Source organism: Amycolatopsis sp. cmx-4-83 (genome assembly GCF_046548815.1).
Classification (GTDB): domain Bacteria; phylum Actinomycetota; class Actinomycetes; order Mycobacteriales; family Pseudonocardiaceae; genus Amycolatopsis; species Amycolatopsis pretoriensis_A.
The window spans coordinates 51483-74181 of record NZ_JAEBEF010000005.1 but is presented as its reverse complement, the minus strand read 5'-3'; the positions used below and the strand labels follow the sequence as shown (position 1 = coordinate 74181).

The following is a 22699-nucleotide window of genomic DNA, read 5'->3' as shown; positions in this document are numbered from 1 at the left end:
AGACGCGTTCTGCGCAACTCCCGAACTGATCCGCGGAGAGGACCACGCCGGTGACCGCAATCGATCTCCCGCCGAGCCTGCTCGCCACGCTGCCGGGTGCCGCCTACACCGACCCGGCGATCTTCGCGCTGGAACAGGCGAAGATCTTCGAGGCGGACTGGTTCTGCGCCGTGCGCAGCGCCGACCTCGCCGGGCCCGGGGCGTTCGAGACCGTGCAGGTCGGCAAGGAGAGCGTGCTCGTCTCACGGGGCCGCGACGGCAAGCTCACCGCGTTCCTCAACGTCTGCCGCCACCGCGGCGCCCGGCTGTGCACGGCGGAAAGCGGGACGGTCAAGCGCGCCTTCCAGTGCCCGTACCACGCCTGGACGTACGGGCTCGACGGCAAGCTGGTCGCCGCGCCCAACCTCACCGGGATGCCGGACGTCGACCGCACCGAGTTCGGCCTCACGAAGGTCCACCTGCGCGAGTGGCTCGGCTACGCCTGGGTCTGCCTGGCCGACGAGCCGCCGCCGTTCGACGGCAGCGTCGTCGCCGCGGTCACCGAACGGCTCGGCGGCGCGGAGGCGATCGAGGCGTACGGCGTCGACGGGCTCGCCCTCGGCAAGCGCATCGAGTACGACGTGAAGGCGAACTGGAAGCAGATCATCGAGAACTTCATGGAGTGCTACCACTGCGCGACGATCCACCCCGAGCTCACCGAGGTGCTCCCGGAGTTCGCCGACGGCTACGCCGCGCAGTACTACGTCGGCCACGGCGCCGAGTTCGGCGGTGACGTCCGGGGCTTCACCATCGACGGCAGCGAGGGCGTCGACCGCCTCCCCGGTGTCACCGCGGACCAGGACCGCAAGTACTACGCCATCACCATCCGCCCGCAGGTGTTCGTCAACCTGGTGCCGGACCACGTGATCCTGCACCGGATGTTCCCGCTGGCCCCGGACCGGACACTGGTGCGGTGCGACTGGCTGTACCTGCCCGGCGTCGTCGAGTCCGGCCGAGACCTTTCCCGCTCGGTCGAGCTCTTCCACCGCGTCAACCTGCAGGACTTCGAGGCGTGCGAACGCTGCCAGCTCGCGATGGACTCGCGCTCCTACGTCAACGGCGGGGTGCTCGTGCCCAGCGAGCACCACATCGGCGAGTTCCACGAGTGGGTCCGCGGGCGGTTGAGCCGCTAGATCAGTGCCCGGATGGCGGCCTCGAACCCGGTGACGTGCGCCAGCGTCAGCGCGGCCGCCTTCTCGGCGTCGCCCTCGATGATCGCGGTGAGGAGCGGGACGTGCTCGTCGACGTGGCCGGCCATCCCGGACAGCCGGGGTACGAACACGCCCCAGATCCGGGTCGCGAGGTTGTCGTACCGGATCAGGGTGTCTTCGAGGAACGGGTTGTGCACGCACCGGTAGATCGCCCGGTGCAGGGCGAGGTCGGTGCGCAGCAGCTCCGCGTTGTCCCCGGCCGGGACGCCGGCGTCGAGCCGCGCGCGCAGCTCGGTCAGGGTCGCGCGGTCGGCCGCGGTCGCGCGCCCGGCCGCGGCGGCCGTCGCCATCGGCTCCAGCGTGCGCCGGACCTCGGAGATGTGTGCGAGGTCGGAGATGTTGACGTCGGTGGCGAACGTCCCGCGCCGCGGGTAGGCGACGACCAGCCGCTCGGACTCCAGGCGTTTGAGCGCCTCGCGGATCGGCGTGCGGCCCATGCCGAGCGCGGTGCCGAGCTCCTCTTCGTTGATGGGCGAGCCCGGCGGGATGTCGAGCATGACGAGCCGGTCGCGGGCGAACTGGTACGCCTGTTCGGCCAGTGAGGGGGGATTGACCTGGGGGTGCACGCCGCTTAGCCTACATCGACGATTGATATATCAGAAGTCGACCACGAAAGGTTCGCCATGACCGCGACGCTCGGCTCAGCGCTCAACCGGTCCCTGGCCGACTACGACCCGGCAGTGGCCGAAGCGATCGGCGCCGAACTGCACCGGCAGCGGACGACGCTCGAGATGATCGCTTCCGAGAACTTCGCCCCGCTCAGCGTGCTGCAGGCCCAGGGCTCGGTGCTCACGAACAAGTACGCCGAGGGCTACCCGGGCCGCCGCTACTACGGCGGTTGCGAGCACGTCGACGTCCTCGAATCGCTGGCCATCGACCGGGTCAAGGCCCTGTTCGGCGCGGGCTTCGCCAACGTCCAGCCGCACTCGGGCGCCCAGGCCAACGCCGCCGCGATGGCCGCGCTGCTCAAGCCGGGCGACAAGATCCTCGGCCTCTCGCTCGCCCACGGCGGGCACCTGACGCACGGCATGCGGATCAACTTCTCCGGCCTGCTCTACGACGTCGCCGCGTACGAAGTGTCCGAAAAGGACTACCGCGTGGACCTGGCCGAGGTCGCGCGGCTGGCCCGTGAGCACCGGCCCAAGCTGATCATCGCCGGCTGGTCCGCGTACCCCCGGCACTTGGACTTCGCCCGCTTCCGCGAGATCGCCGACGAGGTCGGCGCGTACCTGATGGTCGACATGGCGCACTTCGCCGGCCTGGTCGCGGCGGGCCTGCACCCCTCGCCGGTGCCCCACGCGCACGTCACGACGACGACCACGCACAAGACCCTCGGCGGCCCGCGCGGCGGCGTGGTCCTGACGAACGACGCGGGCCTGGCCAAGAAGGTCAACTCCGCCGTCTTCCCCGGTCAGCAGGGTGGCCCGCTCGAACACGTCATCGCGGCCAAGGCCGTCGCGTTCAAGATGGCGGCCGAGCCGGAGTTCGCCGAACGCCAGCAGCGGACCCTGCGTGGCGCGAAGATCTTGGCCGGGCGACTGCTGACCGAGCCGGGGATCTCGGTGCTGACCGGCGGCACCGACGTCCACCTGGTGCTCGTCGACCTGCGCGGCTCCGAGCTGGACGGCAAGCAGGCCGAGGACCGGCTGCACGAGGTCGGCATCACGGTGAACCGCAACGCCGTCCCGTTCGACCCTCGGCCGCCGATGGTCACCTCCGGCCTGCGGATCGGCACCCCGGCGCTGGCCACCCGCGGGTTCGGGGACGCCGAGTTCCGCGAGGCCGCCGACGTCATCGCCGAGGCGCTCGAACCCGGCCGCGACGCCGAACGGCTGCGGGCCCGCGTCACCGCGCTCGCCGAAGCGTTCCCGCTGTACCCCTCGGAGGAGACCCGATGACCGACCTGCCGGAGCACCCGGACTTCCTCTGGGACGACCCCGAGCCGAAGAAGACCTACGACGTCGTCGTGGTCGGCGGCGGCGGGCACGGGCTCGCCACCGCGTACTACCTGGCCAAGGTGCACGGCATCACGAACATCGCCGTCCTGGAGAAGGGCTGGCTCGCCGGCGGGAACATGGCCCGCAACACCACGATCATCCGCTCCAACTACCTCTGGGACGAGAGCTCCGGCATCTACGAGCACTCCCTCAAGCTGTGGGAAGGGCTCGAAGAGGACCTCGGCTACCCGATCCTGTTCAGCCAGCGCGGGGTGCTGAACCTGGCGCACAGCCTGCAGGACGTCCGCGACAGCGTCCGCCGCGTCGAAGCCAACAAGCTCAACGGCATCGACGCCGAGTGGGTGGACGCCGACGGCGTCAAGGAGCTCTGCCCGATCGTCAACACCGCGCCGGACGTGCGCTACCCGGTGCTCGGCGCGACCTTCCAGCCCCGCGCGGGCATCGCCAAGCACGACTACGTGGCCTGGGGTTTCGCCCGAGCCGCGCACGAAATGGGCGTGGACCTGATCCAGAACTGCGAGGTCACCGGGATCTCCACAGTGGACGGCCGGGTCACCGGCGTCGAGACGACGCGGGGCCGGATCGCCGCGGGGAAGGTGGCGCTGTGCGCGGCCGGGCACACGTCGGTGCTGGCCCGCATGGTCGGCCTGGACCTGCCGCTGACGTCGCACCCGTTGCAGGCGCTGGTCTCCGAACTGCTGGAGCCGATCCACCCGACGGTCGTCATGTCGAACGCCGTGCACGTCTACGTTTCCCAGGCGCACAAGGGCGAACTCGTGATGGGCGCGGGCATCGACAGCTACAACGGCTACGGCCAGCGCGGCTCGTTCCACATCATCGAGGAGCAGATGGCGGCCGCGCTCGAGCTGTTCCCGGTGTTCGCGCGGGCGCACCTGCTGCGGACGTGGGCCGGGATCGTCGACGTCAGCCCGGACGCGTCGCCGATCGTCGGGCTCACCCCGGTGGAGAACCTGTTCCTCAACTGCGGCTGGGGCACCGGCGGCTTCAAGGCCACGCCCGGGGTCGGCGACGTCTTCGCCGCGACCATCGCGCGGGGCAAGCCGCACGAGTACGCCGAACCCTTCACCCTCGACCGGTTCACCACCGGTGCCCTCGTCGACGAGCACGGCGCCGCCGCCGTGGCCCACTAGGAGCCCTTGATGCAGCTCATTCCGTGCCCGTGGTGCGGGCCACGCGAGGAAGCCGAATTCCACTACGGCGGCCAAGCGCACGTCGCCTACCCGGCGGACCCGTCGGCACTGTCCGATGAGGACTGGGCGAAGTTCGTCTTCTTCCGCGAGAACCCGAGCGGACCGTTTGCCGAGCGCTGGAGCCACTCCGCGGGCTGCCGCCGGTGGTTCAACGCCGTCCGCGACACCCGCACCCACGACCTGAAGGCCGTCTACCGCCTCGACGAGCCCCGGCCGGTGATCTCATGACCCGGCTCTCCGGCGTCCCGCTCAAGTTCACCTTCGACGGCCGCGAGCTGACCGGTTTCCTCGGCGACACCCTGGCGTCCGCGTTGCTGGCCAACGGCATCCACCAGGTCGCGACCAGCATCACCCACGGGCGGCCGCGCGGCATCTTCGCCGCCGGCGTCGAGGACTCGAACGCCTTGGTGCAGATCGAAAAGCCGTTCCCGGAGCCGATGCTGTCGGCGACGACGGTCGAGCTGTACGACGGCCTGGCGGCCCGCGGCCTGCGCGGCCAGGGCCGGCTCGCCACCGAACCGGACCCGGCGCGGTACGACGCCAAGCACGCCCACTGCGACGTCCTGGTCATCGGCGCCGGCCCCGCCGGGCTCGCCGCCGCCCGCGCCGCCTCCGGCCGGGTCCTGCTCGTGGACGACCAGCCCGGCGGCGAAGCTCCCGATGGCGTCCGGTTCCTCTCGCGCACCACGGCGTTCGGCGTCTACGACGACGGGTTCGTGCTGGCCTTGGAGCGCCGGGGCGAGCCCGCCGCGCCCGAACGGATCTCGCGGCAGCGCGTGTGGCGGATCCGGGCGAAGCGGATCGTCATCGCGACCGGCGCCCACGAGCGGCCGATCGTGTTCCCGGACAACGACCGCCCGGGCATCATGCTCGCCGGGGCCGCGCGCACGTACCTGAACCGCTACGGCGTCCTGGCCGGGCGGCGGGTGGTCGTGTTCACCACCAACGACTCCGCGCTCGACGCCGCCTCCGACCTGGCCGCGGCCGGCGCCGAGATCGTGCGGATCGTCGACGCCCGCGAGGGCTACGGCGTCATCGGCACCGACGGCGGCCCCCACATCACCGCCGCCCACGTGGCGAAGCTGGGCTCGCTGGAAGGCGAGCGGGTGCCGTGCGACCTGCTGCTCGTGTCCGGCGGCTGGAACCCGGTCGTGCACCTCTACAGCCAAGCCCGCGGCACCCTCCGGTACGACGCCGGGCTGGGTGCGTACGTCCCGGACGGCTCACTCCCGGACGTGAGCGTCGTGGGGGCCGCCGCGGGGGAGGGGCTGCCGGAGACGATGGTGCTCTGGCAGGTGCCCGCCCCGGAGGCGCAAGTGGACACGCGGTTCGTGGACCAGCAGCGCGACGCCACCGTGTCCGACGTCCTGCGCGCCACCGGCGCCGGACTGCGGTCGCTGGAGCACATCAAGCGCTACACGACCATCGGCACCGCGCACGACCAGGGCAAGACGTCCGGCTTGCTCGCCGCCGGCATCACCGCCGAGGCCCTCGGCATCGACCTGGCGACGCAGCGCCCCACGACGTTCCGGCCGCCGTACACGCCGGTGCCGTTCGCCGCGCTGGCCGGACGGCACCGCGGTGAGCTGCACGACCCCGTGCGCGTCACCACGATCCACCCGTGGCACGTCGAGCACGGCGCCGAGTTCGAGAACGTCGGGCAGTGGAAGCGCCCGTGGTACTACCCGCGGCCCGGCGAGTCGATGCACGACGCCGTGCAGCGCGAATGCCGCGCGGCGCGCACCGACGTCGCGCTGATGGACGGGTCCACCCTGGGCAAGATCGACGTCCAGGGCCCGGACGCCGGGTGGTTCCTCGACATGCTCTACACGAACGTGATGAGCACCCTGAAGGTCGGCCGCATCCGCTACGGCGTGATGTGCGGGCTCGACGGCATGGTGATCGACGACGGCACGGTCATCCGCATCGCCGAGAACCGCTTCCTGCTCACCACGACGACCGGCAACGCGGCGATGGTCCTCGAGTGGATGGAGGAGTGGCTGCAGACGGAATGGCCGCACCTGAACGTGTTCGCGACGTCGGTCACCGAACACTGGACCACCATTCCCCTGGTCGGCCCGCGCTCGCGGGAAGTCCTCGGCCGCCTGGCGCCGGACCTCGACGTCTCCAACGAGGCCTTCGGGTTCATGACCTGGCAGGACGCCGAAGTCGCCGGACTCGCCGCGCGGGTCTGCCGGATCAGCTTCTCCGGCGAGCTGGCCTACGAGATCAACGTCCCGTCGTGGCACGGACCCGCGCTCTGGCAGTCCCTGGTGGACGAAGGAGCGACACCGTACGGCACCGAGACCATGCACGTCCTGCGCGCCGAGAAGGGCTACCCGATCATCGGCCAGGACACCGACGGCACGGTCACCCCGCAGGACCTCGGCATGTCCTGGGTGGTGTCGAAGAAGAAGGCCGACTTCATCGGCAAGCGCTCCTTCGCCCGCGCCGAGAACAACCGCCCCGACCGCAAGCAGTTCGTCGGTTTGCTCCCGGTCGACCCTTCGGTGCTGCTGCCGGAAGGCTCCCAGATCATCGAATCGGAAGTCGTGCCGGAACCGCCGGTGCGGATGCTCGGCCACGTCACCTCCAGCTACGACAGCGCCGCCCTCGGCCGCACCTTCGCACTCGCGTTGGTGCGGTCGGGCCGCGAACGGATCGGCGAGACGCTGTACGTGCCGGTCGGCGACCGGGTCGTGCCGGTGACCGTCACCGAATCCGTCCTCTTCGACAAGGAAGGAGCCCGCCGTGACGGTTGACGCGATCGACGAACCGTTCCGCACCCAGTTCACCGTGCGCCTCCGCGCCGGGCGCACGTTGCTCGGCGTCGCCCTGCCCGCCCCCTGCACGTTCACCAGCGGCAACGGCGTCGACATCCTCTGGATGGGCCCCGACGAGTACCTGGTCCTGGGACCCGCACTTTCACGTGAAAGTGCCGACCTGGAAGCCGCACTTTCACGTGAAAGTGCGGCCGTCGTGGACGTGTCGGCGCAGCGGAACGTCGTGCGGCTGACCGGGGCGCACGCCCGGGACGTCCTGGCGCACGGGTGCTCGATCGATCTCGAGACGGCGCCGCCGGGGACCTGTGTGCAGACCCTCCTGGCGCGGACGGGGATCGTGCTCATGGTCCGGGAAGAAGGCTTCACGATCCTCGTGCGGCAGTCCTTTTCGGACTACTTGCACGCGTGGCTGGCCGACGCGAGCCGGGAGTACGTCTCATGACTTTCACCCTGACGCTCAAGTGCCCCGAACGCTCGGGCATCGTGCACGCCGTCACGACGTTCCTCGTCGGGCAGGGCTGCGACATCGTCGAGCACCAGCAGTTCGACGACGACGTCCGCGGCTCGCTGTTCCTGCGCACGTCGTTCACCTGCACCGAACCGGCCACAGTGGACGACCTCACCCGCGCGTTCGCCCCGGTGGCCGGCGACTTCGGGATGGAGTTCGGGTTCTCCGGCGCCGCGCCGCCCCGGATCCTCGTGCTGGTCTCGAAGTTCGGGCACTGCCTCAACGACCTGCTCTTCCGCTGGCGCGCGGGCGGCCTCGGCGCCGAGATCGCCGCGGTCGTCTCGAACCACGAAGACCTGCGCCCGATGGCGGAGGCGGCGGGCGTCCCGTTCGTGCACGTCCCGGTCACGGCGGACACCAAGGCGGAAGCCGAGCAGCGGCTGCTCGACCTGGTCGGGGAGTACGAGGCCGACCTCGTCGTGCTCGCGCGGTACATGCAGGTGCTCTCCGACGGGCTCTGCCGCAAGCTCGAAGGCCGCGCGATCAACATCCACCACTCGTTCCTGCCCGGGTTCAAGGGCGCCAAGCCCTACCACCAGGCCTACGACCGCGGCGTCAAGTACGTCGGCGCGACCGCGCACTACGTCACGCCCGACCTCGACGAGGGCCCGATCATCGAGCAGGAGGTCCAGCGCGTCGACCACACGTACTCACCGCGCGAGCTGGTGACCGTCGGTCGCGACGCCGAAGCCCTCGCCCTCTCGCGTGCGGTCCGCTGGCACTGCGAACGCCGCGTCCTGCTCAACGGCAACAGCACCGTCGTCTTCCGGTAAAGGAGTCCGCCATGAGCGCACCGAAAGTCGTGATCATCGGCGCCGGCATCGTCGGCGCGAACCTGGCCGACGAGCTGACCGCCCGCGGCTGGTCCGACGTCACCGTGCTCGACCGCGGCCCGCTGCCGCGCACCGGCGGGTCGACGTCGCACGCGCCCGGCCTGGTGTTCCAGACCAACGCGTCCAAGGCGATGACGGACTTCGCGCGGTACACCGTCGAGAAGTTCCTGATCCTGGACTGCTTCCTGCCGGTCGGCGGCATGGAGGTCGCGACGACGCCGGCCCGCTGGGAGGACCTCAAGCGCAAGCACGGCTGGGCGACGTCGTGGGGCGTGCCCGGGCAGCTGATCGACGCCGCCGAGTGCGTCCACCGCTGGCCGCTCCTCGACGGCTCGCAGGTGTTCGGCGCGCTGCACACCCCGACCGACGGGCTGGCGCGCGCGGCGAAGGCCGTCGAGGTGCTGGCCGCGCGGGCGGCCGGGCGGGGAGCCCGGTTCATCGGGTCCACCACGGTCACCGACGTCCGGCAGGAGCGCGGGCGGGTCACCGGCGTCCGGACCGACCAGGGCGACTTCCCCGCCGACGTCGTCGTTTCCTGCGCCGGGTTCTGGGGCCGGGAGATCGGCGCGATGGCGGGCATGGACGTCCCGCTGCTGCCGCTGGCGCACCAGTACGCGAAGACCGGGCCGGTCGCGGAACTCGCCGGGCGCAACACCGAGGAGGTCGAGGCGAGCCTGCCGATCCTGCGGCACCAGGACCAGGACCTGTACTTCCGCGAGCACGTCGACCGGATCGGCATCGGCTCCTACGCGCACCGGCCGATGCCGGTCGAGGAGTCCACATTGGACCACTCGGTGACGGAGACGGCGATGCCGTCGATGCTGCCGTTCACCGAGGACGACTTCGCGCCGTCGTGGGCGCAGAGCAAGCTGCTGCTGCCCGCGCTGCGGCAGACCAAGGTCGAGGAGGGCTTCAACGGCATCTTCTCCTTCACCCCGGACGGCCAGTCGCTGGTCGGCGAATCGGCCGACGTCCGCGGGTTCTGGCTGGCCGAGGCGATCTGGGTGACGCACTCGGCGGGCATCGCGAAGGCGGTCGCCGAACTGCTCGTCGCCGGGCATTCCGAAGTGGACACCCACGAGATCGACGTCCACCGCTTCGAGGACGTCCAGCTCGCGCCCTCGTACGTGCGGGAGACCGCGCAGCAGAGTTTCGTCGAGGTCTACGACGTCCTGCACCCTTTGCAGCCCAAGCTTTCCCCGCGCGACCTGCGCGTGACGCCGTTCCACGCCCGGCAGCGCGAGCTGGGCGCGGTGTTCCTGGAGGCGGGCGGCTGGGAGCGGCCGCACTGGTTCGAGGCCAACGCGCCGCTGCTGAAGAAGCTGCCGCACGACGCCCTGCCGCCGGCCAGGGACGCGTGGTCGGCGCAGTTCCACTCGCCGATCGCGGCGGCCGAGGCGTGGCACACGCGCAACGGCGTGGCACTGTACGACATGACGCCGTTGAAGCGCGTGGAGATCAGCGGGCCGGGGTCCCTGGCGTTCCTGCAGTCGCTGACCACGAACCAGCTCGACAAGTCGGTCGGCTCGGTGACCTACACGCTGATGCTCGACCAGGCGGGCGGCATCCGCAGCGACGTCACGGTGGCGCGGCTCGCACCGGAGCTGTTCCAGGTCGGGATCAACGGGAACATCGACGTCGACCACTTCGTCAAGCACGCGCCGCCCGGGGTTCAGGTGCGGGACACCACCGGCGGGACGTGCTGCGTCGGCGTCTGGGGCCCGCTGGCGCGGGACCTCGTGCAGCCGTTGAGCGCCGAGGACTTCTCGCACACCGGGCTGAAGTACTTCCGGGCGCGCCGGGCGCGGATCGCCGGGGTGCCGGTGGTCGCGATGCGACTGTCCTATGTGGGCGAACTGGGCTGGGAGATCTACACGAGCGCGGACAACGGCCTGCGGCTGTGGGACGCGCTGTGGGCGGCCGGGCAGCCGCTCGGGGTGATCGCGGCCGGGCGGGCGGCCTTCAACAGCCTGCGGCTGGAGAAGGGCTACCGGCTGTGGGGCACCGACATGACGACCGAGCACGACCCGTACGAGGCCGGCGTGGACTTCGCGGTGCGCCCGGCGAAGGGGGAGTTCCTGGGCCGGGACGCGATCGAGGGCCGGACGCCGTCGCGGCGGTTGCGGTGCCTGACGATCGACGACGGCCGCACGGTGGTGCTGGGCAAGGAACCGGTGTTCGTCGACGGCGTGGCTTCGGGCTACGTCACGAGCGCGGCGTACGGGTACACCGTGGGGCGGCCGATCGCCTACGCGTGGCTCCCGGCGTCGGCGGACGTCGGCAGCAGCGTGGAGATCGAGTACTTCGGCCGCCGGGTCGCGGCCACGGTGGCCGCCGAGCCGCTGGTCGACCCCGGCATGGAGCGGATCCGGCGGTGAGGGTGACCCGGGGGTGGTTACCGGCTGGGGGCGCCGGGTAAATCCACAGCAAGTCCATGGAAAGGCGCCAGGAAATTCTCAGGAACCCGGCGTTTCCTGGAGGGGCCGGAGGCTTGTCGAGGGCTGGAGCTGTGCATGAGCGAGTACGACCGAGAACCGCGAGGCGACGGGTACCCGTACGGCTACTACCAGCAACCCGCCGACCGGCAGTACTACGGCCAACCCGCCGGCCAGCAGTACCACGGCCGGCAGCAGTACTACGACCAGCCCCGTGACCAGTGGGGACGCCCGTACCCGCAGTACGCGCAGCCGATGTACCCGCCGCCGCCCGTGCCGGCGCCACCGCGGCGGCACCCGCTGCGGGCGCTGAGCCTCACCGTGGTCGCGATCGCGCTGGCCGTGGTCGCCGGCCTCGGCATCGGGCACCTGATCGCGGACGCGAACAGCCCCACCGCGAGCGGCAACCAGAACTTCGGCTTTTCCGGCCGGCCCAGCGCGTCGCAGACGACCCTCGACGTCGCCGCCGTGTCGGCCAAGGTCAACCCGGCGATCGTGAACGTCGAAACCGAGCTCGGCCTGCAGGGCGCGGCCGCGGCGGGCACCGGCATCGTGCTGACGCCGGACGGCGAGGTGCTCACCAACAACCACGTCGTCGCCGGGGCGACCAGCATCAAGGTCACCAGCATCGGCACCGGCGACACCTACACGGCGGACGTCGTCGGCTACAGCCGCAGCGAAGACGTCGCGGTCCTGCAGCTGCGGAAGGCGTCCGGCCTGCCCACCGCCGTCATCGGCGACTCGTCGAAGGTCGCGGTCGGCGACCAGATCCTCGGCCTCGGCAACGCGGGCGGCAAGGGCGGCGACCCGGTGCCCGCACCCGGCACGGTGACCGCGCTCGACCAGTCGATCACGGCGTCCGACGAGTCCAGCGGCTCGTCCGAGCTGCTCAAGGGCCTGATCCAGGTCCGGGCGAACATCGAGTCGGGCGATTCCGGCGGCCCGCTGGTCAACGCGGACGCGCAGGTCATCGGCGTCGACACGGCCGCGTCCACCGGCTACCAGCTCAACGGCCGCCGCAGCGGCGGCACCGGCCAGGGCTTCGCGATCCCGATCAACCAGGCCGTCGACATCGCCCACCGGATCGTCGCGGGCACGGCGTCGGACACGGTCCACATCGGCAAGACGGCCTTCATCGGCGTCTCGGTCACCGACGGTCAGAGCGGCGCCCAGATCCGCCAGGTGGTCCCGCGCGGCCCGGCGCAGAAGGCGGGCCTGGCGGCGGGCGACGTCATCACGGCGATCGACGGCCGGCCGGTCGATTCCGCGACGACGTTGACGAACGTGCTGGACACCCACCACCCGGACGACCAGCTCACCTTGACGGTGACCACCGCGGGCGGCGCCCAGCGGCAGGTCCCGGTGACGGCGATCGAAGGCCCGGTCGGCTAGCGCAGGGTCTCGTTCAGCACTTCGCGGTGCGTCCGCTTCGCCGCGAGGTAGCGCTCACGGCCGGCGTCGGTGATCGTCACGAAGATGCCGCGCCGGTCCACGTCGCACAGCGCGCGCTCGACCAGGCCTTCCTTCTCCAGCCGGGCGACCAGCCTCGAAGTGGCGCTCTGGCTCAGGTGGATGGCGCCGGTCAGGTCGGCCGAGCGGCACTTGAAGTCGCAGGTCGCGAGGCGCTCCAGGGCCTCGAACTCGTTCGCGCCGATCCCGTGGCGCTCCTGCAGGCGGCACTCGAGCGTGCTGAACACGGCCGAATAGCGCGCCAGCAGCTCGTGCCACTCCTGCACCAGGCCTTGCTCAGCGACGTCGCTCACGGCGACCAACCTAACATGCACGGACATCAGATGCAAATTCATTAAATGCTTAGACATTAGATGCGTGTGCATGTACTGTCGCCGGCATGAGCTCTTCCGTGTCCTTGTCCACCACCTCCACTCGGTGGGACGCACGTCTCTGGGGTGTCCTGCTCACCGTTTCGATCGTCATCGGCCTCGACGCGCTCGACGTGTCGATGGTCGGGGTCGCGCTGCCCGCCATCCAGGCCGACCTCGGCCTGTCGACCAACGCGCTGCAATGGGTCGTCAGCGGCTACGTCCTGGGCTACGGCGGCCTGCTGCTGCTCGGCGGCCGCACCGCCGACCTGCTCGGCCGCCGCCGCGTGTTCCTCGTCGCCGTCGCGGTGTTCGCGCTGGCCTCACTGCTCGGCGGGCTCGTCGACGACGGCGCGCTGCTCATCGCCAGCCGGTTCATCAAGGGCCTGGCCGCTGCGTTCACGGCGCCGGCCGCGCTGTCCATCATCACCACGACGTTCCAGGAGGGCCCGGCCCGCAACAAGGCGATCAGCATCTTCGCCGTGTTCGGCGCGAGCGGGTACTCCGCCGGCCTGGTGTTCTCCGGCCTGCTGACCGAGGTCGGCTGGCGCTGGACGTTCCTGCTCCCCGCGCCGATCGCGCTGGTCGCGTTCGCCGCCGCGTGGAAGCTGATCCCGGCCTACCTGCGTGAAGAAGGCCGCGGGTACGACTTCCCGGGTGCCATCACCGGTGCCGCCGGTTCGCTGCTGCTGGTGTTCGGCGTCGTCGAAGCGCCGGCGATCGGCTGGGCCGCACCCCGCACGCTCATCACGTTCCTCGTCGCGCTGGCCCTGCTGGTGACGTTCGTGGTCATCGAGAAGCGCAGCCCGCACCCGCTGCTGCGCCTCGGCATCCTGCGCGCGGGCCCGCTGGCCCGCGCCAACCTCGGCGGCGCGCTGTTCTTCGGCGCGTACATCGGGTTCCAGTTCGTCGTGATGCTCTACCTGCAGCGGGTGCTCGGCTGGTCCGCCCTGCAGACGGCGCTGGGCTTCCTGCCCGCCGCCCTGATCGTGGCGTTCGGCTCGCCGCGCATCGAGCCGCTGATCGACCGCGTGGGCACCCCGCGCACGATCTTCGCGGGCGTCGTCGCCCACGTCCTCGGCTACGCGCTGTTCCTGCGGGTCGACGAGCACTCGGGATACGCGGGCTTCGTCCTGCCCAGCATGATCCTGCTCGGCATCGGCTTCACGCTGGCGTTCTCGTCGCTCAACATCCAGGGCACGAACGGCGTCGCCGACCACGAGCAGGGCCTGGCCGGTGGCCTGCTGAACACGTCCCTGCAGGTGGGTGGCGCGATCGGCCTGGCGGTGGTGACGGCGGTCCTGACCGCCAACGGCGGCGGCGAAGCCTCCCCGGCCGCGCTGCTGACCGGGCTGACCCCGGCGTTGAGCGTGGTCACCGGCATCGCGGTGCTGGGCCTGCTGATCGCGCTCAGCGGCCTGGTGGCCCGCAAGCGGCCGGCGCCCGAACCGGAGCCGGTCCCCGAGGGCGACCTGCTGGCCCTCGCCGACTGATCCGGGAACGCGGAAGAACCACCATCGCCGGGGGATGGTGGTTCTTCCGCGTCACGCGGGGACGGCCGCGGCCTTCCGGGAGCCGCTGAAGCGCAGTGCCGCCACCGCCGTGAGCGCGATTCCCGCCGCGGCCAGCAGGACCGCCGTGCGGAGACCGTCCACTTCGGACGTACCCGTGTTGGCCACCGCGACGAACACCGCGAGCCCCACCGAGCCGCCGACCTGCTGGGCCGTCGACGCCACCCCGGCCGCGATCCCCTGCTCCGCCGGGGAAACCCCCGCCGCCGCGGCGCCGAACATCAGCGTGTACCCCGCGCCCTGCCCGAGCCCCAGCACGATCAGCGCCGGCACCACTTCCAGGTAGGACGCGTCCACCGTCATCGACAGCGCCAGCGCGACCGCCCCGCCGCCGCCGACGAGCAGCGAAACCACCAGCGTCGGGCGGGTGCCGTAGCGGGTCGCCAGCCGGCCCGCGGCCTGCGAACCAGCCGCGATCGCGACCATCGGCACGCCGAACGCGAGCCCGGTCGCCAGCGCGCCGTAGCCGTGCACGCCCTGGAAGTAGCCGGTCAAGAAGTACAGCAGCGTGCCGAACGTGCCCATGTAGAGGAACGTCACGACCACGCCGGTGCCGAGGTTGCGGTCCTTCAGCAGCCGCAACGGCAACAACGGGTCGCGGCCGCGGCGCTCGACCACGGCGAACGCGACCAGCGAAGCGAGCCCGGCGAAAGCCGGGAGCAGCACCGGCGTCCAGCCCAGCTCCGGGCCTTCCACCAGGGCGAACACGACCAGCGTGGTGCCGAGCGTCGCGGTCAGCGCGCCGGCGAGGTCGAACCGGCGGCCGGGCTCCCGGGCGGGATCCTTGGCCAGCAACGGGAAAGCGAGCGCGGCGGCGGCCGCGGCCAGCGGGACGTTCACGAAGAACACCGCCGCCCAGCCGAACGCCTGCGTCAGCACCCCGCCCAGCAGCGAACCGAGGATCATCCCGCTGCCGCCCGCCGTACCCCAGACGGCGAACGCGCGGTTGCGCTCGCGGCCCGCCGCGAAACTGGTGCTGACCAGCGTCAGCGTCGCCGGGAAGAGCAGCGCGCCGCCCAGGCCCTGGCCGGCCCGGGCCGCGACGAGCAGGCCGGGGTCCCCGGCCAGCCCGCCGGCCAGCGACGAAACCGCGTACAGCGTGCAGCCGAGCGCGAACACCCGGCGCGGCCCGAACAGGTCGCACGCCCGGCCACCGAGCAGCAGCGCCCCGCCGAACGCGACGGCGTAGGCGCTCACCACCCACTGCAGGCTCTGCGCGGTGAACCCGAGCTCGCGCCCGATGTCCGGCAGCGCCACGTACACGATGTTGTAGTCGAGGGAAATGATGAGCTGCGCGAACGCCAGCAGCGCCAGCACCGCGCCCGGGCGGCGGGTCACCGGGCCACCCGCTCGTCCGTGCCGGGCACCTTCGCCGTGGTGATGGCGATGCGGTTCCACGTGTTGATGGTGAAGATCAGCGCGAGCAGCTGGGCCAGTTCCTCCTCGCCGAACCGGCCGGCGGCGCGGGCGTAGACGTCGTCGGGGACGCCGCCGTCCGAAATCAGCGTGACGGCTTCGGTCAGGGCCAGCGCGGCCTGCTCCTTCTCGCTGAAGAAGTTCGTGGCCTCGTGCCACACGGCGACCATGTGCAGCCGCTCTTCGCTCTCGCCGGCCTTGCGGGCGTCGGAGGTGTGCATGTGCAGGCAGTAGGCGCAGCGGTTGAGCTGCGACGCGCGGATCTGGACCAGCTCGACCAGCGCGGGGTCGAGCCCGGCGCGGGCGGCGGCGTCGAAGCCGATCAGGGCCTTGAAGGCCTTCGGGGCGGTCTTGGCGAAGTTCACCCGGTTCGTCATGACCAGAAATCTAGGGCCTGGGTGACCCCCGTGTAGGGTGCATTTCTGTGTCGGATTCGTGGGTCAATTCGGGGGAGCGGCTCGGCGCCGACCTCCACCTGGAGCTGTCCGGCGGTGGCAAGCGGGCCGCGCTCATCACCGCGCTGCGGGACGCCGTCCGCGCCGGACGGCTCGCGCCCGGCACGCGCCTGCCGCCGTACCGGTCACTGGCCGCGGACCTGGGGCTGGCCCGCAACACCGTCGCCGACGCCTACGCCGAACTGGTCGCCGAGGGCTGGCTCACCGCCGTCCAGGGCTCCGGCACCCGGGTCGCCGAACGCGCCGAGCCGCTCGAACCGGTGCGCGTACCGCGGAAAGCCCCGGCGACGCCGGCACCCCGGTACAACCTCCGGCAAGGCCAGCCGGACGCGTCGTCGTTCCCGCGCATCGAATGGCTCGCCGCGGCCAGGCGCGCGCTGAACGTGGCTCCGCACGACGCGTTCGGCCCCGGCGACCCGCGCGGCCGCCCCGAACTGCGGGAAGCGCTGGCCCAGTACCTGGCGCGGGCGCGCGGCGTGCGGACGTCCCCGGACCGGATCGTGGTGTGCTCGGGCTTCGCGCACGCGCTGCGGCTGCTGTTCCCGGCGGTGCTGCCCGGCCCGCTCGCCGTCGAGGCCTACGGGCTGGCGTTCCACCGCTCGATCTTCGCCGCGGCTTCGGTGCCGACGGTCCCCCTGGACCTGGACGAGCACGGCGCGCGCGTCGAGGGCCTCGACGTCCCGTCGGTGCTGCTGACCCCGGCCCACCAGTTCCCGACCGGCGGCCCGCTGCACCACGACCGCCGCACCGCGGTGCTCGGCCACGTCCGCGCGCACGGCGGTGTCCTGCTCGAAGACGACTACGACGGCGAGTTCCGCTACGACCGCAAGCCGGTCGGCGCGGTCCAGGGCCTGGACCCGGAGCACGTCGTCTACGGGGGATCGGTCAGCAAGAGCCTGTCCCCGGCGCTGCGGCTGGGCTGGCTGGTGCTGCCGGAGCGCCTGGTCGGCGCGGTGCTCGCGGCGAAGGGCGAGCGCGAGGCGTGGGCGGGCGTGCTGGACCAGCTGACGCTGGCGGAGTTCCTGGGCTCGGGTGCGTACGACCGGCACATCCGCCGCATGCGCCAGCGCTACCGCCGCCGGCGCGACCTGCTCGTGACGGCGCTGGCCGAGCGGGCACCGCACGTGACGCCGACCGGTATCGCGGCCGGCCTGCACGCGGTGCTGCGGTTGCCGCCGGGAACGGAGGCGTCCGCGGTGAAAGCGGCGGCGTGGCAAGGCCTCGCGCTGGACGGCCTGGCCGCGTTCCGCCACCCGGCGAGCACGATGTCCACAATGGACGGCCTGGTGGTCGGCTACGCGACCCCGCCGGAACACGCTTACCCGGCAGCGCTCGACGCGTTGTGCCGAGCGCTGCCTCCCGCGTGAAGCGCTACCCGACGATGTCGATCTCGAAGGGGTCCGCCGAGCTGTAGTTGATGTCCGCCCACACCGCGCCCGGCAGCTCGTACCGGCGGTGGGACGTCAGCTTGTTGTTGTACCCCGGGGTTTGCGTGGGGTTGTGGCCGACGCCCTGGTGGTCGTTGCCCCACGCGAAGATGTCACCGATCCACATCGGCTTCGAGAAGCCGTCGCCGCCGAGGCGGGGGCGGATGACGACCGCCGCGCCGGGGCTGCCGGACAGGAAGACGCGCACGGCGTGCTGCTCGGCGTTCGGCGGGTTGACGGTGATGCGCTCCATGATCTCCACTCCAGTCGAGGCGGGTGCGGTGCCGTCCACTCCGGGCCAGAAGTCGACGACCGACGAAACGTCGTAGCCCGGGGCGACGTTGCCGGCGTACTGCTTGGCGACCGCGCCGTCGGGGATCGCGGGATCCCCGTCGTAGTGCGCGATCCAGTAGTGCGGCTCGGCGACGCCGGCGGACGAGAACGCCGTGCGCAGCGTCGGCCAGGTCGACAGGCTGCAGTAGACGGTCGGGTCCGCGCCCGCCTCGCGGCGCATCCGGACCCAGCCCGGTGCTTCGCCGGGCGTGGCATCACCGGGTTCGACGTCCAGCACCTGGCCGGCGTTGGTCGACGCCCGCTTGACGATCGTGACCTTCACGGCCCGGGGAAAGCGCGCCCAGTCGCGGTCGGACCAGGGTTCGAGTTTGATCTTGTCGATGTAGCCCGCCACCATCGGTGCGTCGGCGGGGATGTTCGCGGCCGTGACCGCGTCGTACATCGTGCGCACGGGTTGCGTCTCCGTTCGGTGCTTCATCGCCGTTTCGGGGACGGCGAAATCGTCTCCGCGATTCGCCATGGTGATGTTACCCAAGTGGGACGGGCGTCAAGCGGTAAACGTTACGCAGTTCTTGTCAATCACCAAAATGGCCGCACCGCGCAATTCCTTCACCACGGCTTCACGCGGCGATGGTCACGGTCCGCTGCCGGTACTGGCTTCCCGCTCACCCGGCTGGCAAGCTGCCAGCACTTCACCACGGAAGGACGTGCATGGCGGCACACCCGGCGCGGGCCCGGCGCATCGACGCGCGGGTCGTCGTCCTGAGCGCGCTGCTCGTGGTCGCCCTGCTCGCCTGGGCCGGCGTCGACTACCTCAAGGACCGGCTGGCCGGCGGCGGGTGCGACACCACCACGCCGGTGCGCGTCACGGCCGCACCGGACATCGCGCCGGTGCTCACCGCGCTCGCCGGGACCGTGCCGCAGCAGGACTGCTACGCCGTCGAAGTCACGTCGAGCGCGTCGCCGGCCACCGCGGCCGCCCTCGAAGCCAACGGCGCGACCGGCCCGGACGTCTGGGTGCCGGAGTCGGGCACGTGGCTGCTGCAGGCCCGCGACGGCGGCGCGTGGAACCTGCCCGAGACCGGGCAGTCCGTGGCGAGTTCACCCGTGGTGCTGGCGCTGAGCGACGACGTCGCGAAGCAGGCGGGCTGGCCGGCGAAGTCGCCGTCCTGGTCGGACGTCCTCGCGGGAAACCCGGTCGGGCTGCCCGACCCGGGCCGCGACCCCGCGGCGATCGCCGCGCTGATCGGGTTGCAGCAGCTCATGAAGGACGCGCCCGACCCGGCCGCGGCGTTCACCGAGAAGATCCGCGAGCTGTCGGCCGTGAAGGAGCCGTACACCGCGTCACCGGCGTCGGAACAGTCCGTGCTGGCCCGCAAGCTCGTCGCCGCGTACCCGGCGGCCGGCGTGCCGGGCTTCGACTACCCGTACGTCGTACTGCCGCGCGCTTCCGAAGCCTCGCGGTCGGCGGCCGAACGCTTCCTGCGGCTCCTGCTCGACCAGACCGCCACGAAGGCGTTCGCCGACGGCGGGTTCCGGACGCCGTCCGGCCAGCTGCTCGGCGACCGCCCGCGCGACACGCGGACGAACGCGGCGCCGCGCCCGGCCGGGCCACCGCCGCCGGAATCGATGTACGCCGTGCTCCAGGCGTGGGCCGGGGCGAACCTCAGCGCCCGCGTCCAGGTGCTGCTCGACGTGTCCGGCTCGATGGCCGCCACCGTCCCGGGCACCGGCCGCAGCCGGATGGCGCTGACCCTCGAAGCCGCGACGCAGGGGCTCGGGTTGTTCAAGCCGACCACCGAAATCGGCCTGTGGCTGTTCTCCACCAAGCTCGACGGCGACAAGGACTTCAAGGAACTGCTGCCGATGCGGACGATCTCGCAGCAGCTCGGCTCGGGCGGGGTGGCGACGCTGCAGGCGGTCAAGCCGAAACCCGGCGGCGCGACCGGCCTGTACGACTCGATCCTCGCCGCCTACCAGAACGCGCGCCAGAACTGGCAGCTCGGCCGGATCAACGTCGTCGTCGTGCTCACCGACGGCCGCAACGAGGACAGCGACTCGATCGGGCTGCCCGGCCTGCTCGCCGAGCTGAACCGGCTGCAGGACCCGCGGAAACCGCTGCCCGTCATCGGGATCGGCATCGGCCCGGACATCGACGCGAGCGAGCTGCGGCAGGTCTCCGCCGCGACCGGCGGCGAGTCCTTCACCACGCCGGACCCGCGCAAGATCTCCGACGTCTTCTACCAAGCGCTGAGCAAGCTCATGTGCCAGCCGCCGGCCTGCAAGAAGTGAGGACCCCCGTGTTGCTGGAGACGGAAACCCCCGCGCCACGGGCGATCCGAAGACCGTCCGCACTGGTCGTGGCCGGGTTCGTGGCGGGACTCGTGCCGCTGCTGCTGCACGCGTGGGCGGCGCTGCACGGGAGTTTCGCCCAAGACGACTTCGTCGTGACCTGGCAGGCGGCCGCGGCCGGGCCGTTCGACCCCGGTTTCCTCTTCCAGGACTACCACGGGCACCTGCAGCCCGGCGGGTTCTTCCTCGCCGCCGTGCTGACGTGGTGGGCGCCGCTGGACTTCCCGTTGTTCGCGCTGCCGTTGCTGCTGATGAAAGCGCTTGCGACGGGCTACTTCTGGTGCCTGCTCGTGCGCTGCTTCGGCCGGCGGTGGGCGATCCTGGTGCCGTTCACCGTGTTCACGGCGTCGACGCTGCTGCTGGTCCCGACGCTCTGGTGGTCGTTCGGCATCCAGGCGGTGCCGGTCGTGCTGGCCACCGCCGCGGCGCTGCACTCGCACGTGAAGTACCTGGCCGACGGCGGCCGGTGGTGGCTCGCGACGTTCGCCTGGATGCTGTTCGGGCTCGCCTTCTACGAGAAGGCCGCGGTGATCCCGGTGCTGCTGGCCGCGGTGACCGTCCTGCTCGGACGGTCCTTTCGCGACCACGTCCGCTACTGGCTCGGCCAGGCCGCGGTGCTGGTGGCGTTCGTGGTGGTCTTCTTCGCGCTGACCTCGAGCCAGGTCGGCACCGGCGCGTCGCCCCTGTCGGCGGGCACGGTCGCCGACCTGACCGGCCGGATGCTGGGCGACACGCTGCTGCCGGGACTGGCCGGCGGGCCGTGGACCGGCGCCGGGCCGGGCGCGACCTGGGCGCCGACGCCGTTCGCCGTCGTGGTCCTGCTCCTGGTGGCCGCGCTGGTCGTGGTGATCGCCGGTGGCCGCCGCGGCGGACGGCGAGCGTGGGGTGCCTGGGTGCTGCTCGCCGCGGTGTTCGCCGTGGACGTCGGCCTGCTCGCGCTGACCCGGCTGCGCGAAGTCGGCCCGTCGGCGGGCGACGATCCCCGCTACGTCGCCGATCTGGCGCTCGTCGCCGCCCTTTGTGGAGCGTTCGCCTTTCTGACACCGGCGGAAGTTGCGCCGTCCGGCGGAAAGCGTGAGCGGCCGATCGCGCTAGTGCTGTGCGTGCTTTTGCTCGCCAGTTCCGCTTTCGGGTTCTCGAGGCTGGCCCCGGCGTTGCGGTTCGAGCACTCGGGGCAGTACGTCGGGAACGTGCGCGCGGCCGTCGGCGAGGACCCGGATCTGGTCTTCTACGACACGTTCGTGCCGTCGGACGTGGTGCACGAGTGGTTCGGCGCGGACTCCCGCGCGTCGCGGGTGGTCGGCCTGCTGCCCGGCACGCACTTCGACCAGCCCACGAGCCGGATGCACCTGCTCGACGCCACCGGGATCCCGCACAAGATCACCGGCGTCGACCCGGTTTCCCGCGGGGTCCCCGGCCCGGTGCCGAACTGCGGCTACGCGATCGGCGAGACCCCGGTGCGCGTCGGCCTGGACAAACCCGTGCTGGGACGGCACCTGCTCAAGCTCGATTACTACACTTCGGACGGTGGCGAGGGTCTGGTGGACCGCACACCGGTCTGGTTCCAGGCCGGGCTGCACTCGCTGTACCTACCGGTGGACGGCCTCTTCGACAGCGTCGCCGTGCGCCTCTCGAGCCCGGGCGCGCCGGTCTGCGTCGCCAAGGCCGAGGTGGGGGAACCGGTTGTTCAGTAGGGGTCGTACGGGCTGTCGTGGCCGAGCAGGCGCGCGACCGGCCGCAGCCGCAGGCGCAGCAGCACCTTGAGCACGACGTTGCGCAGGAACCACGGCAGCTGCGCCGCCACCCGCAGCCGATCGCGGGTGGACGGTGGCGCGAGCTTGAAGCGCGCCAGCGACGTCGCCCGGTCCACATAGGTGTACCGGCGTCCGAAGAGGACCTTCGCGATCGTGCCGAGCGTGACGCCGATCGAAGAAAAGCAGTCGTGGACCAGGATCTCCGCACCCGGCGGCAGGTGTGCCGACCACCGCAGGTCGTCGGTGTAGGTCCAGTAGTCGTGCTTGCCGTCGATGTAAAGCAGCTGTATCGGCCGGTCCCAGTGCGGACGCAGTTCCGTGCTGTAACCGGCGACCAGCTCGACGACGTCGTCCAGCCCGGCCCGGCGGACGTTGCGCTCGAACAGTTGCCGCGTCGGGGATCCGCCGAAGAGCCGGCCGTCCACGAAGGGGTCGACCGCGATCACGGTGGCGCCCACCGTGCGGGCCGCCGCGCCGAGGACGATCGTGGACCGGCCCTGGTGGCTGCCGATTTCCAGGACGACGTCGCCCTTTTCCAGCCGGCACGCGGCGTCCCACAGCGCTTCGCCCTGCGCGCGCGTCATCCAGCCCTTGACCGGTTCGGCCAAGGCCCAGGCATCTTCGAACGAGAT

Annotated in this window: 19 protein-coding genes; 13 read left to right on the top strand and 6 right to left on the bottom strand. The window is 71.5% G+C overall.

The window, feature by feature from the left end; all coding sequences use genetic code 11:
- Positions 1 to 50 precede the first annotated feature (50 nt).
- Positions 51 to 1172 (top strand): aromatic ring-hydroxylating oxygenase subunit alpha, encoded by a 1122-nt coding sequence (locus ACLJQM_RS16065; RefSeq protein ID WP_410631867.1) that lies wholly within the window; start codon positions 51 to 53, stop codon positions 1170 to 1172.
- On the opposite strand, the gene ACLJQM_RS16060 is transcribed toward ACLJQM_RS16065, so the two are convergent.
- Complete coding sequence (locus ACLJQM_RS16060) at positions 1169 to 1816, bottom strand: GntR family transcriptional regulator (protein WP_247019537.1); 648 nt, start codon at positions 1814 to 1816, stop codon at positions 1169 to 1171. The two genes, ACLJQM_RS16065 and ACLJQM_RS16060, sit on opposite strands and share 4 nt — an antisense overlap.
- A 57-nt stretch (positions 1817 to 1873) precedes the next feature.
- Here ACLJQM_RS16060 and glyA point away from each other — a divergent pair, with 57 nt between their 5' ends.
- The 8 genes from glyA to ACLJQM_RS16020 all read left to right on the top strand — a co-directional run bounded on the left by glyA (position 1874) and on the right by ACLJQM_RS16020 (position 12370).
- Complete coding sequence (gene glyA, locus ACLJQM_RS16055) at positions 1874 to 3148, top strand: serine hydroxymethyltransferase (RefSeq protein WP_410631866.1); 1275 nt, start codon at positions 1874 to 1876, stop codon at positions 3146 to 3148.
- A complete protein-coding gene (locus ACLJQM_RS16050) occupies positions 3145 to 4359 on the top strand; it encodes a sarcosine oxidase subunit beta family protein (RefSeq protein ID WP_360766018.1) in 1215 nt (404 codons plus the stop codon). Before glyA ends, ACLJQM_RS16050 begins: the two co-directional genes overlap by 4 nt.
- Positions 4360 to 4368: 9 nt before the next feature.
- Positions 4369 to 4647: a sarcosine oxidase subunit delta gene (locus ACLJQM_RS16045; protein ID WP_247019542.1), complete on the top strand. Its 279-nt coding sequence runs from the start codon at positions 4369 to 4371 to the stop codon at positions 4645 to 4647.
- Positions 4644 to 7181, top strand: coding sequence for a 2Fe-2S iron-sulfur cluster-binding protein (locus ACLJQM_RS16040; RefSeq protein WP_410631865.1), 2538 nt, complete (start codon positions 4644 to 4646; stop codon positions 7179 to 7181). The genes ACLJQM_RS16045 and ACLJQM_RS16040 overlap by 4 nt, the downstream gene beginning before the upstream one ends.
- Positions 7171 to 7644 (top strand): sarcosine oxidase subunit gamma, encoded by a 474-nt coding sequence (locus tag ACLJQM_RS16035; RefSeq protein WP_410631864.1) that lies wholly within the window; start codon positions 7171 to 7173, stop codon positions 7642 to 7644. Before ACLJQM_RS16040 ends, ACLJQM_RS16035 begins: the two co-directional genes overlap by 11 nt.
- Positions 7641 to 8483: a formyltetrahydrofolate deformylase gene (purU, locus tag ACLJQM_RS16030; RefSeq protein ID WP_410631863.1), complete on the top strand. Its 843-nt coding sequence runs from the start codon at positions 7641 to 7643 to the stop codon at positions 8481 to 8483. The genes ACLJQM_RS16035 and purU overlap by 4 nt, the downstream gene beginning before the upstream one ends.
- Positions 8484 to 8494: 11 nt before the next feature.
- Complete coding sequence (locus tag ACLJQM_RS16025) at positions 8495 to 10921, top strand: GcvT family protein (protein ID WP_410631862.1); 2427 nt, start codon at positions 8495 to 8497, stop codon at positions 10919 to 10921.
- Between the two features lie 135 nt (positions 10922 to 11056).
- Positions 11057 to 12370 carry a S1C family serine protease gene (locus tag ACLJQM_RS16020; protein WP_410631861.1) on the top strand — a complete coding sequence of 438 codons (1314 nt, stop codon included), beginning with the start codon at positions 11057 to 11059 and terminating at the stop codon, positions 12368 to 12370.
- Here the strand turns inward: ACLJQM_RS16020 and ACLJQM_RS16015 are convergent.
- Positions 12367 to 12741: a MarR family winged helix-turn-helix transcriptional regulator gene (locus ACLJQM_RS16015; RefSeq protein WP_247019551.1), complete on the bottom strand. Its 375-nt coding sequence runs from the start codon at positions 12739 to 12741 to the stop codon at positions 12367 to 12369. The two genes, ACLJQM_RS16020 and ACLJQM_RS16015, sit on opposite strands and share 4 nt — an antisense overlap.
- Before the next feature lie 86 nt (positions 12742 to 12827).
- Between ACLJQM_RS16015 and ACLJQM_RS16010 the strand changes: the two genes are divergently transcribed.
- Complete coding sequence (locus ACLJQM_RS16010) at positions 12828 to 14291, top strand: MFS transporter (RefSeq protein ID WP_410631860.1); 1464 nt, start codon at positions 12828 to 12830, stop codon at positions 14289 to 14291.
- Between the two features lie 51 nt (positions 14292 to 14342).
- Here ACLJQM_RS16010 and ACLJQM_RS16005 read toward each other — a convergent pair whose 3' ends face one another.
- Entirely contained in the window at positions 14343 to 15707 is a 1365-nt protein-coding gene (locus ACLJQM_RS16005; protein ID WP_410631859.1) for an MFS transporter, read from the bottom strand.
- The gene (locus tag ACLJQM_RS16000) at positions 15704 to 16162 is read right to left on the bottom strand and encodes a carboxymuconolactone decarboxylase family protein (protein ID WP_360766036.1); all 459 of its coding nucleotides are present in this window, start codon (positions 16160 to 16162) and stop codon (positions 15704 to 15706) included. The genes ACLJQM_RS16005 and ACLJQM_RS16000 overlap by 4 nt, the downstream gene beginning before the upstream one ends.
- Before the next feature lie 47 nt (positions 16163 to 16209).
- On the opposite strand from ACLJQM_RS16000, the gene ACLJQM_RS15995 reads away from it, so the two are divergent.
- The gene (locus ACLJQM_RS15995) at positions 16210 to 17607 is read left to right on the top strand and encodes a PLP-dependent aminotransferase family protein (protein ID WP_410631858.1); all 1398 of its coding nucleotides are present in this window, start codon (positions 16210 to 16212) and stop codon (positions 17605 to 17607) included.
- A 4-nt stretch (positions 17608 to 17611) separates the two neighbouring features.
- Here the strand turns inward: ACLJQM_RS15995 and ACLJQM_RS15990 are convergent, their stop codons facing one another.
- A complete protein-coding gene (locus tag ACLJQM_RS15990) occupies positions 17612 to 18412 on the bottom strand; it encodes a hypothetical protein (protein ID WP_360766222.1) in 801 nt (266 codons plus the stop codon).
- A gap of 260 nt (positions 18413 to 18672) precedes the next feature.
- On the opposite strand from ACLJQM_RS15990, the gene ACLJQM_RS15985 reads away from it, so the two are divergent.
- Together ACLJQM_RS15985 and ACLJQM_RS15980 are read left to right on the top strand one after the other, a co-directional pair.
- Positions 18673 to 20253, top strand: coding sequence for a substrate-binding domain-containing protein (locus ACLJQM_RS15985; RefSeq protein ID WP_247019562.1), 1581 nt, complete (start codon positions 18673 to 18675; stop codon positions 20251 to 20253).
- The gene (locus tag ACLJQM_RS15980) at positions 20250 to 22007 is read left to right on the top strand and encodes a hypothetical protein (RefSeq protein WP_410631857.1); all 1758 of its coding nucleotides are present in this window, start codon (positions 20250 to 20252) and stop codon (positions 22005 to 22007) included. Before ACLJQM_RS15985 ends, ACLJQM_RS15980 begins: the two co-directional genes overlap by 4 nt.
- On the opposite strand, the gene ACLJQM_RS15975 is transcribed toward ACLJQM_RS15980, so the two are convergent.
- Positions 22001 to 22675: a class I SAM-dependent methyltransferase gene (locus ACLJQM_RS15975; protein ID WP_360766047.1), complete on the bottom strand. Its 675-nt coding sequence runs from the start codon at positions 22673 to 22675 to the stop codon at positions 22001 to 22003. The two genes, ACLJQM_RS15980 and ACLJQM_RS15975, sit on opposite strands and share 7 nt — an antisense overlap.
- Between the last annotated feature and the right edge of the window lie 24 nt (positions 22676 to 22699).

What these genes read in the sequence shown, in the direction of transcription:
- glyA (WP_410631866.1), top strand. Translation starts at nt 1,874, where the DNA reads ATGACCGCGACGCTCGGCTCAGCGCTCAACCGGTCCCTGGCCGACTAC.
- ACLJQM_RS16050 (WP_360766018.1), top strand. Translation starts at nt 3,145, where the DNA reads ATGACCGACCTGCCGGAGCACCCGGACTTCCTCTGGGACGACCCCGAG.
- ACLJQM_RS16045 (WP_247019542.1), top strand. Translation starts at nt 4,369, where the DNA reads ATGCAGCTCATTCCGTGCCCGTGGTGCGGGCCACGCGAGGAAGCCGAA.
- ACLJQM_RS16040 (WP_410631865.1), top strand. Translation starts at nt 4,644, where the DNA reads ATGACCCGGCTCTCCGGCGTCCCGCTCAAGTTCACCTTCGACGGCCGC.
- purU (WP_410631863.1), top strand. Translation starts at nt 7,641, where the DNA reads ATGACTTTCACCCTGACGCTCAAGTGCCCCGAACGCTCGGGCATCGTG.
- ACLJQM_RS16025 (WP_410631862.1), top strand. Translation starts at nt 8,495, where the DNA reads ATGAGCGCACCGAAAGTCGTGATCATCGGCGCCGGCATCGTCGGCGCG.
- ACLJQM_RS16020 (WP_410631861.1), top strand. Translation starts at nt 11,057, where the DNA reads ATGAGCGAGTACGACCGAGAACCGCGAGGCGACGGGTACCCGTACGGC.
- ACLJQM_RS16010 (WP_410631860.1), top strand. Translation starts at nt 12,828, where the DNA reads ATGAGCTCTTCCGTGTCCTTGTCCACCACCTCCACTCGGTGGGACGCA.
- ACLJQM_RS16000 (WP_360766036.1), bottom strand. Translation starts at nt 16,162, where the DNA reads ATGACGAACCGGGTGAACTTCGCCAAGACCGCCCCGAAGGCCTTCAAG.
- ACLJQM_RS15985 (WP_247019562.1), top strand. Translation starts at nt 18,673, where the DNA reads ATGGCGGCACACCCGGCGCGGGCCCGGCGCATCGACGCGCGGGTCGTC.